We start from the raw sequence: 14,336 nt of genomic DNA, 5'->3' as shown, positions 1-14,336 counted from the left end.
ACTTCTAATTTTTGTATAGAGGGACTAGTATGATGTGTACACGAGCTGCAAACAACGCACCGTGCTGACCCAAACATCCGAACCTGATTAATTTTTCAGTGAGTCGATCGTGTATAAACCCGATAACCCAACACCTCAAATTCACAGAGTTTTAGTAGTTGACGACATTGCCGACAACTGTTTACTGCTGCAATCTTTTTTAGAGGAAGAAGGCTATCAAGTGGAAACTGCTGATAGCGGTCGCGCAGCCCTTAGCTTAATCGAAACTTTTCGACCGCACTTAGTGTTATTGGATGTGATGATGCCAGAAATGGATGGCTTGGAGGTGACTCGACATATCCACCAAAATGTCAACTTACCCTTTATTCCAATTTTATTAGTTACAGGCTATGACTGCGTGGAGCCAATTGAAGCATTCGGTGCTGGGGCGCTTGGTTTTATTCTAAAGCCAATTAATTTCGATGCACTTTTAAATCATATCCAGCATATCTTGCCGCTCAAACATTCTTCTTTATTTGAATAGTCAATATAGGACTTATTTTATGCAAGACTTTCTACAACATGAATTACATGTAATGCTAAAAAACTTAGACCTCACACGTCGATGTGCGCTATTAGTAGAGTCGTGCGGTAAAATCTTACAGAGATATAATGATTTGTCGTTACAAAAGAACGGTCGTCTTATTGAAGGTTATAGCGAGTTCATCCAGAAGCAAGCGGATAAGTTATTAATGTATATTCAGTTAGCACAGTTGGAAAATTTTTGTTCGGAAGATCTATATCAGCAAGCCAAACAAGCGCAAGCAGAAGCAAGAAAATCATACCTCCAAGCACTTGAAATTTATCTAGAAACAATGCAAACAAGAATAGATGCACTTTCCTCGCACCTCTAGTACTTGCCTACTTTAGAACTCAAACTGCCAACTGGTTAATTAATCCAAGGTAGGATAGAGCAGCTAAAATAACCACCTAAACCTAGTCCCGCTTGTACAAACCTAACAGAGGGGCGAGAATTGCCCCGAAAACGAAACCCCCAGCGTGCGCCCAGTAAGCTACACCACCGCCTACAGAACTGGGAGCTTGGAGGCTAGCAATGCCGTAGAAAGCTTGCTGAACGAACCAAAACCCCAGAAAAAACATAGCAGGGATGCGGATCGTCGTGATGAAAAAGCCCAAGGGAACTAAGGTGAGAACTTGAGCGCGGGGGAAGCGGAGTATATACGCACCCAGAACGCCAGCGATCGCGCCACTAGCACCCAGAGCAGGAATCGGAGAATTTTGAGAAAAAAACCACTGAGCCAATGCTGCCAAAGCGCCACAAGTTAGATAGAAAAATAAAAATTTGATATGACCCAATCGGTCTTCAATATTGTTACCAAACACCCACAGAAATAACATATTTCCGGCTATATGTAAAAAACCGCCGTGCAAAAATTGGGATGTAAACAGTGTCAACCATTCTGGTATGGGTTGCGCGGAGATTTGAGGACAAGTGTTGGAGATTTGGCAAGGCACGACTGCCGCAGAGCGGAAGAACTCTTGTAACTCTTGCCTATTCAGACTCAACTGATAAATAAAAACGGCGATATTTGCAGCAATTAACCCATAATTGACATACGGGGTAATTGTTGTGGGATTATTATCTCGCAGGGGAACCACGGGTGTTTCAGTTTGACAGAATTGTGACAAGTTTGATTCTGCTTATTTCCTAATTTGAACTTTGAATGTGACTAGAAAATGACAATATGGCTGTTATTGGTCATTCGTCATTTGTCATTTGTCAAAAGTAGATATTGGTAACTGGTCACTGGTCACTGATAACTGGTCACTGATATGTGTCATTTTCTCATCACATTTTTAGTCAAGATTATAGATAGTAACTTCGGCGATCGCACTTGAGTTCGCATGAGTTATTTGTTGCTATTACTCACCCGAAGATTTATGCTGTACTTTCTACTCACTTGGATAGCCGCTGCTATCTCACTTTTGATTACAGCCTATGTCGTCCCTGGTTTTACGGTGAATAGTTTTACCACAGCATTAATTGCTGCGGCAATTTTAGGACTAGTTAATGCGCTCGTGCGCCCAATTCTGATAATTTTGACTTTACCATTCACGCTGTTAACGTTTGGTCTATTTCTTTTTGTTATTAATGCCCTGATGTTGTGGCTAGTGGGTTTTGTCACTCCTGGTTTCGTCGTGACTGGCTTTCTACCTGCCTTATTAGGTGCGATCGTACTGACACTAGTTGCTACTGTGTTAGGTCAATTAGTCACAAACGTGAGATGAAGTTGCCGATCTACCTCAAGTTGAATCGCCAGTTGCAAGTATTATTCCTGACTCATCGCTGAAGACATTTCCGATTCATTTCGATCGCTTACTACAGCCAGGGAGTTGCCTAGATGCAAAATCAAAATTCTCCTTCTCTACCAGCGAATATATCGCGACAAGAACTACAGGAGATAGTGCGATCGCAATTGCTGGTACTGCTAGAACAAGAAGACTTGCGCTTAGCTAAAGCTTTACTCGTACCCGTACAGCCTGTAGATATTGCCGCTGTCATTACAGAATTACCAGCTGTAAAACAGGCGATCGCTTTTCGCTTGTTGTCTAAAGATGAAGCGATCGAAGTTTACGAGTATCTCGATTCCAACGTACAGCAAGCTCTGATTGAAGAATTTAAGCAGCAAGATGTCCTCGATATTGTGGATAAGATGTCCCCCGACGATCGAGCGCGACTGTTTGACGAATTACCTGCTAAGGTTGTCCGGCGTTTACTGAATCAACTCAGCCCTACCGAACGCCAAGCTACTACCCTACTTCTAGGTTACAAACCTGATACTGCTGGGCGGATTATGACCCCAGAGTATATTGCACTCAAGGAAAGTTTGACAGTTGCCCAAGCCTTAGAACGGGTTCGCCGTTTGGCAGACGTGACTGAAACCATTTACTACCTGTATGTTACCGATGAGTTTCGTCACCTTACTGGTGTCCTGACCTTACGCGCTTTATTAACTGCTGGCTCAGAGCAAACTGTGGCTGATGTGATGAAACGGGAGGTAGTTGTTGTCCGCACAGATACCGATCGAGAAGAAGTAGCCAGGATCGTTCAGGATTATGACTTTGGGGCACTGCCTGTAGTAGATACAGAGCAGCGTCTAGTTGGCATTATCACTGTTGATGATGTCCTCGATGTGATCGAGCAGGAAACCACAGAGGATATTTATGCACTAGGCGGTGTCGAGTCTGGAGGCGATAAATATTTCCAAACAACCAACTTATTTCAAATTGCTCGAATGCGGGTGAAGTGGTTGTTTATTCTCTTGTTTGCTAATACAGCTACTAGTGCCGTTATTGCTAACCAAGAAGAAATTATCGAACGAGTAGTTGCTTTAGCTGCATTCATTCCCTTATTGATTGATGCGGGTGGTAATGTCGGAGCGCAGTCTTCAACAGTCGTGATTCGCGGTTTGAATCTGCGTGAAGTTAGCGTCAAAAAAGCTCTGAGTGTAATTACCAGAGAAAGTTTGGTTGGGCTGCTGCTGGGGGTAATGCTAGGACTAGCGGTGGTTGTATGGGCTTACTTTTTAGAAAATAGTTGGGAAGTGGCGATCGCGGTTGGAGTTAGTTTGCTGGCGATTACTTTGTTAGCCTCCGTTTCCGGTTCTGCCCTCCCTTTTTTGTTTAGCAAGCTGAGTTTAGATCCAGCTTTGATGTCAGCGCCATTTATTACATCCGTAGTTGATGTTTTAGGTGTTTCAATCTATCTTTGGGTAGCAAGGGTAGTTCTGCAATTGTAGGTTTGACTGAGAAGGTTAGGCATTAAATCTATGTGAGGATTAAACATGAATTATCCTCACTCGCATAAAAATATCTATCCTGGGTTAGAACTTTTTTTCTAGTAAAGAAGAGTCAGAACTCAGAAGTCAGATTATAGCTCAACACCTCTCGGTTCGTGGTTCATTAAACACTCTAAAAAAAATAAATTTTTATCTTTATGCTGTCATTTTCTCATCATTTTTGATTGTAATGCTAAAGAAAGCTGAACAAAAGATAGCTAAACAAAAATCGGTTAATTTTTGACCATTTGCCATAGTTTATGGCGCTATTAACTACTTTTAGAAACATTTGAGGGAACGCTCGTGAACGCAAAACCTATTAAGCAGATTTTTGTTGCGGTCGGCATCGCTACCGTAGCTGTGTTAGCAGGCGGATTGTCAGCCCAAGCTCAGACTGCTAATTCCAATCCTACTCAAGACACGAAAGTTTCAACTTCGGCTGCTGCACTCAGAAATGACTCGGCAAATTCAACAGTGGCTCAAGTTGACCCTACATACCCCAGCACTCAACCAACTACCCCCACTACAGAACCACCTGCAACTACACCCGAAACCACACCAACTCAAACCACACCAGGTGCAATTGAACCAGGTAGAGCTACTCGTGGTGGTTCCAGCTATGTTGGAGTTGGCGGCAACATCGGTCTAGGCGGTGGCGACACGGCTTTGGGTATCGGCAACTTCACAGTTATCAGCAAAATCGGATTCACCGAAGCTGTCTCTGCTCGTCCTGCTGTGGTATTTGGGGACAACACTACCTTTCTGATTCCAATTACTTATGACTTTACCGTGCAACCTACAGGGGTAGCGACAGAAGCAATATCTAGTTTTGCACCCTACGTAGGAGGAGGTTTAGCGATCGCCACAGGAGACAACAGCGATGTAGGACCAATGGTAACTGCTGGTGCTGACGTACCTCTAGGCGATCGACTGACAGCCAATGCTGGTGTGAATGTCGGCTTCTTTGACAGTACTAGTGTAGGACTGACGATCGGTGTTGGTTACAACTTTGAAGGATTGTAAGAACTGTCGAGTTGTCATATTGTCATCATTTTTGGTTTGAAAACTAGAAGCAGATTGTTAATGCCGCTCCTCGCTGGTGGAGAGAAATTAAGCTCAAAAAGCGTTTTCTGCAAAGACTCGCCCGCCAGCACCTGCCCCACTAGCAAAACTGTAAATTTGTGTTGTTGTAAAACTAGCTCGATTGGATGGAGGGAAATATACTGACTATGCAGCAACGACGGATGCTACAGTTACTCGTAATCTGTATTAGTAGCTTGGTATTTGTCGGCTGCACTCAACAGCGTCAGTTTGGCACGGACAACCAAACAGAATCTACTCCTGGCGTGCGGATTTTACAACGGCAACTTGACGTTCCCTACGTACCGACACCTCAGCCTGTGGTAGAGCGAATGCTAGAAATTGCCAAAGTCAACCGCAACGATGTGGTTTATGACCTCGGTAGTGGTGATGGACGGTTGGTCATTACCGCAGCACAAAAGTATGGTGCTAGGGGTGTGGGTATAGATATTAATCCCAGGCGCATCCAAGAAGCAAATACCCACGCAAGAGAGGCTAGAGTTACTAACTTGGTAGAGTTTCGTCAACAAGATTTGTTTAAAGCAGATTTGAGCAATGCCACGGTAGTCACCCTCTACCTTTTACCTGCTGTCAATCTCAAGCTGCGCTCGAAATTGCTCAGAGAACTCCAGCCAGGAACTCGGATTGTCTCCCACGCTTTCGGTATGGGTGATTGGAAACCTCAAAGAGTTGAACGAGTGGGTGGCAGAACCATTTACTACTGGGTCATACCCGATCGCGTGCCGAAAAATTTCCACTCTCAAAACAATCCTGACAAAGCACGAACAGAAGATACTTCCGCACCAGTCCACTACCTAGCATGAGACGCAAACAACACAGTCAAGCTGCGATCGGCAAAGTCGCCTCTCCAAAACCATCGCTGGCATTTGTCGATGCAGTTGCCCTGATTGTAGGGATTGTCATTGGCGCGGGGATTTTTGAAACCCCTGCTCTAGTTGCTGCTAATGTCAGTAGTAATGCAGCACTGATGCTAACTTGGCTGGTAGGAGGTGCGATATCTCTGGTTGGAGCATTGTGTTATGCAGAGCTGGCAACGGCATATCCTCATGTGGGAGGGAACTACTATTACCTCAAGCGCAGCTTCGGGCAGAGAGTAGCTTTTTTGTTTGCCTGGGCGAGGATGACAGTTGTTCAAACTGGTTCAATTGCGCTTTTGGCATTTGTTTTTGGCGACTATGCCTCTAGAATCTTAGGTTTGGGTACGTTTTCTGCCTCAGTTTATGCAGCAGGTGCAATCGCTCTGTTCACGACTCTCAATATTTTTGGTCTGCAACAGGGCAAGCGGACGCAAAACTTACTTACGGTTGCTACGGTGCTGGGATTGTTGCTCATAGTCATTATCGGCATCGCCTTTGCTACCCCTACTTCAATTCCCGCTACAGAATCAACCAACTCTGGAGGCTGGGGATTGGCAATGCTATTTGTTTTGCTATCCTACGGCGGTTGGAACGAAGCAGCTTACATCTCAGCCGAGATTCAGAATAGACAACGCAATATTGTCCGGTCGTTGCTCTGGAGTATCGGCATCATTACAGTTATTTATTTTCTAGTCAACTTAGCTTACCTTAAAGGGTTGGGATTAGAGGCAATGGGACAGTCTCAAGCAGTAGCAGCAGATTTGATGCAGCAAGCCTTGGGCGATCGCGGTGCAATAATTATTAGTCTGCTCATTGTCATTGCTAGTTTGGGTTCGCTCAACGCCACAATTTTCACTGGCGCACGCTCCAACTATGCTTTGGGGCAAGATTTTCCCCGACTGAGTTTTCTTAAATCGTCTGGGTCACGTAGTTCTCCTACTGGTGCAATGCTTGTACAGGGAGCGATCGCCATAGTGTTAGTGGTACTAGGCACGCTGACTCGTAGAGGCTTTGAAACGATGGTAGACTATACCGCTCCCGTATTTTGGTTCTTTTTTCTCTTAACTGGAATTTCGCTGTTGGTACTACGGATGCGAGAACCCGACGTTCAGCGTCCATTTCAAGTCCCGCTTTATCCTTTGACACCCCTACTTTTTTGTGTAGTCTGTGCCTATCTGTTTTATTCCAGTTTGGCGTACACGGGCATCGGGGCGATCGCGAGCATTTTGGTGGTAGGACTCGGTATCCCGTTGTGGCAATGGCATCAAAGCAATTAGCAATTAGCGATAGTTGATTTTTTACAAACACAAGTGAAAGGAGTGCGGCTCGTGCAATTACAAAAAATGCTACTAGGAATAGTTGCAAGTACAAGCGTTGTCAGCTTGGGCATAGCTGGATGCACGCCACCCGAACTAAAAGCTGAGGCACAAACACCGACTTCGACAACTCAATCTCCAGCAACAGCTCCGACAACTTCACCCCAGGAATATCAGTCCAGTATTCCCTACGTTCCAACACCTCAACCTGTTGTAGATGCAATGCTGAAAATAGCAAATGTGGGCAAGGATGACATAATTTACGACCTGGGTAGCGGTGATGGGCGAATTCCGGTGACGGCTGCCCAAAGATATGGAGCGCGAGGAGTTGGTATAGAGATCGATCCAGAACTTGTTGCACAGGCGAATCAGAATGCCAAAGCAGCAGGAGTGAGCGATCGCGTCCAGTTTCGCAACTCAGACTTATTCAAAACCGACATGAGCGAAGCAACAGTAGTGACGCTCTATCTACTGACAGAGAACAACATCAAACTGCGTCCCAAGCTGTTGCAAGAACTCAAACCAGGTACTCGCATTGTTTCTCACAACTACGGCATGGGCGATTGGAAACCTGAAAGAGTCGAGCAAGTAGACGGCAGAACGATTTACTTGTGGACTGTACCTGAAAGGGAGCAGAGGGGCAGTGACCAGCGACCAGCGACCAGTGACCAGTGACCAGTGACCAGTGACCAGCGACCAGTGACCAGTGACCAGTGACCAGTGACCAGTGACCAGTGACCAGTGACCAGTGACCAGTGACCAATGACCAATGACCAATGACCAATGACCAATGACAAATAATAAAGGATAATCCAATGAACGTTCAAAATCGAACTAATTCAATCAAAAAATTAGCTGGATTGGCAGCAGGACTGACGATCTTGCCAATTATTGCTGCTTGCGAACCTCAGCAAACTGCACAAACACCTCCTGCTACTGCGCCGACTGCGGAAGCTACGCCAGGGGCTACTACACAATCTCCTGCTGCTCCAACTGCGCCTCCCGCCGCTCAAGCAGAGGCAGATGACAACCATGTCGTTGATGTAGTACAGGCAAATCCTTCGCTGAAAACCCTTGCTTCTGTCATTGATGAAACAGATGCTAACGAAGTCTTAGAACTTCAAGGTCCATACACGGTGTTTGCACCATCAGATGATGCCTTTAATGCCCTTCCCGCAGAAACTCGCCAAAGGCTACTACAACCAGAAAATCGCCAACAACTAGCGCAGATTCTTTTTTACCATGTCGTTCCTGGTCAAGTGAGCGCCAATCAGTTGCAATCGGGAGACGTGAAAACGGTAGAAGGTGCAAACGTTAACGTTAAAGTTGACCAAACAGCCAACCAAGTAACAGTGAATGATGCCACCGTGACCCAGGCAGACATTCCTGCTAGCAATGGTGTCATCCACATTGTCGATCGCGTCATCTTACCACCCAATTTCTCTATCTAATTCGCTTTTCTATCTAATTCGGTTGAGAGACGCAAAATTCTGCGTCTCTACAAGAAGATGATACGTAGAGATGAAGGAATAACTCTATGAAGGGATTAAAAGGCAAAAACGTACTGGTGACTGGTGCAAGTTCGGGCATTGGACAAGCGATCGCCATTCGCCTCGCCTCTGAAGGATGCAATATTGCCATCAATTACCGCAAAAGTCCTGATGGGGCAGAAGATACAGAAGAAATGGCAATGCAAAAAGCATGTGGAGACGTGGAAAATTGCGGCGTGAAATCTCTGCTGGTACAGGGAGATGTCTCGAAAGAAGAAGACATCATCAGCATGGTCAATACTATAGTTGAAAGATTTGGTAGTTTAGATATTCTGGTCAACAATGCTGGAATTCAAACTGAATCTCCCTCCCACGAAATTGAAACGGTAGAATTCGATCGAGTATTAACAGTTAATTTGCGCGGTGCTTATTTGTGCGCCCGCGAAACTATCAAACAATTACTATCCCAGAATCGTTCTGGAATTATTATTAACATTTCCAGCGTTCACGAAATTATTCCCAGACCGATGTATGTCAGCTATTCCATCAGCAAAGGTGGGATGGAAAATATGACCAAAACCCTAGCTTTAGAGTATGCCAATCGAGGAATTCGAGTTAATGCCGTCGCTCCAGGCGCAACAGTTACACCAATTAACGAAGCCTGGACAAATGACCCAGAAAAGAAGGCGATCGTTGAAAGTCACATTCCGATGGGTCGTGCTGGTACTTCCGAAGAAATGGCAGCAGCAGTTGCTTTTTTAGCTTCGGATGAAGCCGCCTACATCACCGGACAAACTCTATTTGTCGATGGTGGTTTGACTTTGTACGCCGATTTTCGCGAGGCGTGGTCAGCCTGATTGATAGTCAAAAGTCAAAAGTTAAAAGTTAAAAGTTAAACGTTGAGAATTGAAAATGAATGGATTAACTTCACAAACATTGAAATTCTGGAGTGTAACAGCAACCTTTGTGACACTCGTTGCTGGATTTTCTCTGAATCAAATACCTGAAGCGATCGCTCAAGCCCAAACTCAAGCTCAATCTTCTGAAGTACAAAAATTGCTAAAAACTAAGCAATGTCCGGGTTGCAACTTGAGTGGAGCAAATCTACAAAACGCAGATTTGGACGAAGCTAACTTACAAGGTGCTAATCTCCAGAATGCTAATTTACAAAATGCAGATTTAGAAGAAGCTAACTTACAAGGTGCTAACCTACAAGGAGCTAATCTGATTCGCGCCGATCTAGAAAAGGCAAACCTACAGTCGGCTAATTTACAACAAGCTAGTCTCCAGCGAGCAGACATAGAAGGAGCAAATCTTACCAAAGCCAACATCACGGGAGCAAATTTACAACAAGCAGAATTTGAGAACACAGTCATGCCTGATGGCACAGTTAGAAATAGGTGATTTGCCTGCTTCAGCTTTGCATTTTGAAATAACTGGAAATTACTAGGCTAGAAATGCAGACTAGACAACGGCAATTGGCAAACCGTCGCGCAGCAAAGAAAAAGCTGTGGTGGTGGATTGGTGGAGGAGTCCTTGCTTTGGCAATTCTTTGCTTGGGCTTTCTCTACCTGAGAGGGTTTTTTCGCTCGGAAGTCGAGTATAAAATTACCAATGGACCTAGTTTAGAAGAGCCCCGTTTTCCACTACTAGTAGTAAGTTTATCCAATGCTTTACCTACTAGCGGTCGCTTGACTGACTATTGGAGCGGAGCAGATGCTATTTATGCTGCTCGCATAGATGCTATCAAGAGCGCCAAACGCACGATTCACTTTGAAACATACTACATGACCCCTGGTCGTCGTGCTGATGAATTTGCTGCCGCACTCAGCGATCGCGCTCAAGCAGGCGTGGAAGTACAACTTTTGATCGATGACTACGGTACTGATTCGATTCCCAGCGAGTATTGGCAAAGATTGCAGCAAGCTGGTGTTGAGGTGCGTTTTTTCCGCGAATTCGATTGGAGAGCGCCATTGGAGTATAATTCTCGCACTCATCGCAAGTTACTGTTAATTGACGGTCAACGGGTTTTAATTGGTGGTGCAGGAGTTTCAGATGATTGGGATGGCGATCCAGAAATAGGTGATACCGCTCCTTGGTTAGAATTTGAAGCAAGTTATACGGGAGAAGTCGTCAGTCTATTGGAAGGCAATTTCTTCCAAAATTGGGCATATGTTGGTGGCACGGTAGATTTGGCGCAGGATGTAATCAAAGTGCAACCAGAAAAAGGAACGCCACTTTACATCACGAACGACACGTCTACTTTGAGCGAGTCAACAATCAGAATGCTATTTCAGGTAAGCTTTTTGGCAGCTAGAGAGCGAATTTGGATTGGTAGCCCCTATTTTGTCCCCGATCGCAATACGCGCAACGTGCTAATTCAAGCCAGGCAAAAGGGGGTTGACGTGCGCGTTCTGACAATGGGACAGAAGAATGATAAGCCAATTGTACGTTTTGCTTCTCGCGAACTCTACGGCGAACTACTAGAAGCTGGGGTGCAAGTTTGCGAATATCAACCAAGTATGATGCACGCTAAACTAGCTTTAATTGACGATGACTGGGTAAGTACGGGCAGTGCAAACTTTGACCCCCGCAGCTATCATCACAATGACGAATTAAATATTTCTACTAACAATACTCAATTAATTGAAAAAACAGACAATTTATTTCAAAACGCTTTGGATAATAGCAATTGTCTTACTCGCATAGAATGGCAAAATCGTTCAGCAACAGAGAAATTACTCGGTCAAATAGGGCTGATTTTCAAGCCTTTGTTGTAGTAGTTTAGTGAGAAATTTAAATTAGTTGTATAGCAATCCTATTTGATTCATGAACGTGGAGCAGGCTTCTAGCCTGCCGCAGGCTAGAAGTATACTTTACAAATCATTTAGAACTACTATAGGTAAATCTTAATAATTTTCAGGTAGGCAATGCTTACCACAATTGGCATATGTAACTCATGATGGGCAATACCTACCCTACTTGAAATGTTTTGACTTTTAACTTTTGACTTTTGACTTTATTTCAGTTCATGGAGTAAAAACATGACCGCAGAAGAAAAAAGACTGGAAGAAAATCGCACCCGTCAAGCATACTGGCGGCGCTGGGGTCCATATTTAAGCGATCGCCAATGGGGAACTGTACGCGAAGATTATAGCCAGAATGGTAATGCTTGGGATTATTTTCCCCACGAACACGCTCGGAGTCGCGCCTATCGTTGGGGAGAAGATGGGATTGCGGGAATTTCTGACAATCATCAAAGACTTTGTTTTGCGATCGCGCTTTGGAATGGAGTAGATCCAATCCTGAAAGAAAGATTATTTGGGTTAGCTGGACCTGAAGGCAATCATGGGGAAGATGTCAAAGAATATTATTTTTATCTTGACAATTCTCCCAGTCATGCCTATATGAAATATCTCTACAAATATCCTCAATCAGCATTTCCTTACACGCAATTGGTGCAAGAAAATCAGCAACGAGGATACTACGAGCCGGAATTTGAATTAGTTGATACTGGTATATTTGACAATAATCAATACTTCGATGTGTTTGTCGAATATGCTAAAAACTCTCCTGAAGATATTTTAATTCAAATTACAGTTGTCAATCGTAGTTCGGAAGAAAAAACACTTCATCTCTTACCTACTCTCTGGTTCCGCAATACTTGGGCTTGGGATAAACAGAGTGAAAAACCATCACTTCAAGTCATGAAGCCCGATCTTCTTGCCTGTGCTATTGAAGCTGCTCATCCAACTTTGGGGAAAAGATGGTTGTATTGTCAAAATGGCTGCAAGTTGTTGTTTACAGAAAATGAGACTAACTATCAAAAGCTATTTGGAGTTAGCAATAAATCTCCTTATGTCAAAGACGGGGTAAACGATTATGTTGTGGAGAATATCGAAGAGGCTATCAACCCAGAAAAAATAGGTACAAAAGCTGCTTGTTATTACTCACTGAATCTTGATGCAGGTGAAGAACAAATCATCAAGCTAAGACTCAGCGATCTCGGTAAGCTAACACATCCATTTTTAGAGTTTGATACAATTTTACAAACTCGCAAGCAAGAAGCAGATGAATTTTATCAACGAATTTCTCCAGAAGAGTTGTTAGCAGATTGTCGTAACGTGCAACGACAAGCTTTTGCTGGCTTATTGTGGACAAAACAGTTTTATCACTACGTCATAGAAGATTGGTTGAATGGCGATCCAAATCAACCAGTGCCACAGCGACATAATGCTCGCAATCAAGAATGGATGCATCTATTTAATGATGATATTCTTTCTATGCCCGATAAATGGGAATTTCCCTGGTTTGCGGCTTGGGATTTAGCTTTTCATGTCATTCCTTTAGCAACAATCGATCCAGATTTTGCCAAGCGACAAATGGATAGACTGACACGGGAATGGTATATGCATCCTAACGGGCAAATTCCAGCTTATGAATGGCATTTTAGCGATGTCAATCCTCCCGTTCATGCTTGGGGAACATGGCGAGTTTATCAAATTGAACGAGATATTTACGATCGCGCTGATACTGATTTTCTGGAAAGAGTATTTCAGAAATTATTGCTCAACTTTACTTGGTGGGTAAATCGCAAAGATAACGATGGCAATAATGTCTTTCAAGGAGGATTTTTAGGCTTAGATAACATCGGTATTTTCGATCGCAGTGCTGAGTTGCCTACAGGTGGCTATTTAGAACAATCGGACGGTACGAGTTGGATGGGAATGTATTGTCTGAATATGCTGGCGATCGCATTAGAATTGGCAAAAACTAACTCTACTTATGAAGATATCGCCAGTAAATTTTTCGAGCATTTCCTCTATATTGCCGATGCAATGAACCACATTGGCGAAACTCAGATTCACCTATGGGATGATGAAGACAAGTTCTTTTATGATGTCTTGCATTCTCCACATGACGAACGCCATCACCTCAAGGTGCGTTCGATGGTGGGTTTAGTTCCCATATTTGCAGTAGAGATTCTAGAACCAGATTTACTAGAGCGATTTCCAGGGTTTAAAAAACGCTTTGAGTGGTTTATTAACAATCGTCCTAAACTGCAAGAGAACATTGCCTCTTTGACAGACGAAGGAAAAGAAAGCAAACGATTGCTAGCAATTGTTAATCCTGAAAAACTCAAGTTAATTTTGCAAAGAATGTTAGATGAAGGCGAATTTTTGAGCGAGTATGGCATTCGTTCTGTCTCGAAATTTCATCTAGAAAACCCATACACTTTCAATGTTGACGGTCAGCAGCATCAAGTGAGTTACGAACCGGCTGAATCTACCAGTGGGATGTTTGGCGGGAATTCTAACTGGCGCGGTCCTATTTGGTTTCCGATGAATTATCTCATCATTGAGTCTCTACAAAAATTTCATAACTATTTAGGAGATGACTTTAAAGTTGAATGTCCCACTGGTTCCGGTCGATGGATGAATTTAGCAGAAGTGGCTACAGAGTTGTCTCAAAGATTGACAAGAATTTTCTTACGAGATAGTAGTAATCGTCGTCCTGTTCACAGTGGCAACGCTATATTTCAAACTCATCCAGACTGGCAAGGCTTGTTATTATTCTATGAATACTTTCATGGCGACAACGGCGCAGGATTGGGAGCAAATCATCAAACAGGTTGGACGGGATTAGTAGCAAACTTAATCCGCGACAGTGGAGAAATGAAGTAATTCAGCCGCGACTTCTTCTTATCTTCATCGCCTTTCTTCGCGCCTCTGC

14 protein-coding genes are annotated in these 14,336 nt (G+C 43.9%); 13 read left to right on the top strand and 1 reads right to left on the bottom strand.

What is annotated here, in order from left to right; translation table 11 throughout:
- Positions 1–109 precede the first annotated feature (109 nt).
- Both M5J74_RS22290 and M5J74_RS22285 read left to right on the top strand, forming a co-directional pair.
- A complete protein-coding gene (locus tag M5J74_RS22290; RefSeq protein WP_015156203.1) occupies positions 110–523 on the top strand; it encodes a response regulator in 414 nt (137 codons plus the stop codon).
- 19 nt (positions 524–542) lie between these two features.
- Positions 543–893, top strand: a complete 351-nt coding sequence (locus tag M5J74_RS22285; RefSeq protein WP_250013268.1) for a hypothetical protein — start codon at positions 543–545, stop codon at positions 891–893.
- Between the two features lie 82 nt (positions 894–975).
- Here the strand turns inward: M5J74_RS22285 and M5J74_RS22280 are convergent, their stop codons facing one another.
- On the bottom strand, positions 976–1,659 hold the full coding sequence (locus tag M5J74_RS22280) for a rhomboid family intramembrane serine protease (protein ID WP_106167693.1): 684 nt from the start codon (positions 1,657–1,659) through the stop codon (positions 976–978).
- A gap of 282 nt (positions 1,660–1,941) precedes the next feature.
- Here M5J74_RS22280 and M5J74_RS22275 point away from each other — a divergent pair, with 282 nt between their 5' ends.
- The 11 genes from M5J74_RS22275 to M5J74_RS22225 all read left to right on the top strand — a co-directional run bounded on the left by M5J74_RS22275 (position 1,942) and on the right by M5J74_RS22225 (position 14,287).
- Positions 1,942–2,289 carry a phage holin family protein gene (locus M5J74_RS22275; protein WP_250013266.1) on the top strand — a complete coding sequence of 116 codons (348 nt, stop codon included), beginning with the start codon at positions 1,942–1,944 and terminating at the stop codon, positions 2,287–2,289.
- 113 nt (positions 2,290–2,402) lie between these two features.
- The gene (gene mgtE / locus M5J74_RS22270; RefSeq protein WP_250013264.1) at positions 2,403–3,800 is read left to right on the top strand and encodes a magnesium transporter; all 1,398 of its coding nucleotides are present in this window, start codon (positions 2,403–2,405) and stop codon (positions 3,798–3,800) included.
- A gap of 342 nt (positions 3,801–4,142) precedes the next feature.
- Positions 4,143–4,862, top strand: a complete 720-nt coding sequence (locus tag M5J74_RS22265) for a hypothetical protein (RefSeq protein ID WP_250013262.1) — start codon at positions 4,143–4,145, stop codon at positions 4,860–4,862.
- Between the two features lie 206 nt (positions 4,863–5,068).
- Positions 5,069–5,743 (top strand): cyclopropane-fatty-acyl-phospholipid synthase family protein, encoded by a 675-nt coding sequence (locus M5J74_RS22260; protein ID WP_106167697.1) that lies wholly within the window; start codon positions 5,069–5,071, stop codon positions 5,741–5,743.
- Positions 5,740–7,074 (top strand): APC family permease, encoded by a 1,335-nt coding sequence (locus M5J74_RS22255; RefSeq protein WP_250013260.1) that lies wholly within the window; start codon positions 5,740–5,742, stop codon positions 7,072–7,074. Before M5J74_RS22260 ends, M5J74_RS22255 begins: the two co-directional genes overlap by 4 nt.
- 51 nt (positions 7,075–7,125) lie before the next feature.
- Positions 7,126–7,788 (top strand): cyclopropane-fatty-acyl-phospholipid synthase family protein, encoded by a 663-nt coding sequence (locus tag M5J74_RS22250; RefSeq protein ID WP_015156195.1) that lies wholly within the window; start codon positions 7,126–7,128, stop codon positions 7,786–7,788.
- Between the two features lie 140 nt (positions 7,789–7,928).
- The gene (locus M5J74_RS22245) at positions 7,929–8,564 is read left to right on the top strand and encodes a fasciclin domain-containing protein (RefSeq protein ID WP_015156194.1); all 636 of its coding nucleotides are present in this window, start codon (positions 7,929–7,931) and stop codon (positions 8,562–8,564) included.
- Positions 8,565–8,650: 86 nt separating this feature from the next.
- Positions 8,651–9,460: an SDR family oxidoreductase gene (locus tag M5J74_RS22240; protein ID WP_250013258.1), complete on the top strand. Its 810-nt coding sequence runs from the start codon at positions 8,651–8,653 to the stop codon at positions 9,458–9,460.
- A 55-nt stretch (positions 9,461–9,515) separates the two neighbouring features.
- A complete protein-coding gene (locus M5J74_RS22235) occupies positions 9,516–10,007 on the top strand; it encodes a pentapeptide repeat-containing protein (RefSeq protein WP_015156192.1) in 492 nt (163 codons plus the stop codon).
- 53 nt (positions 10,008–10,060) lie between these two features.
- Positions 10,061–11,383 (top strand): phosphatidylserine/phosphatidylglycerophosphate/cardiolipin synthase family protein, encoded by a 1,323-nt coding sequence (locus tag M5J74_RS22230; protein ID WP_250013251.1) that lies wholly within the window; start codon positions 10,061–10,063, stop codon positions 11,381–11,383.
- A 264-nt stretch (positions 11,384–11,647) separates the two neighbouring features.
- Complete coding sequence (locus M5J74_RS22225) at positions 11,648–14,287, top strand: glucosidase (RefSeq protein ID WP_250013249.1); 2,640 nt, start codon at positions 11,648–11,650, stop codon at positions 14,285–14,287.
- Positions 14,288–14,336: the final 49 nt, after the last annotated feature.

The sequence above is a fragment of the Chroococcidiopsis sp. CCNUC1 genome (assembly GCF_023546805.1).
GTDB lineage: Bacteria > Cyanobacteriota > Cyanobacteriia > Cyanobacteriales > Chroococcidiopsidaceae > Chroococcidiopsis > Chroococcidiopsis thermalis.
This window is presented reverse-complemented; position numbering and strand designations above follow the sequence as displayed.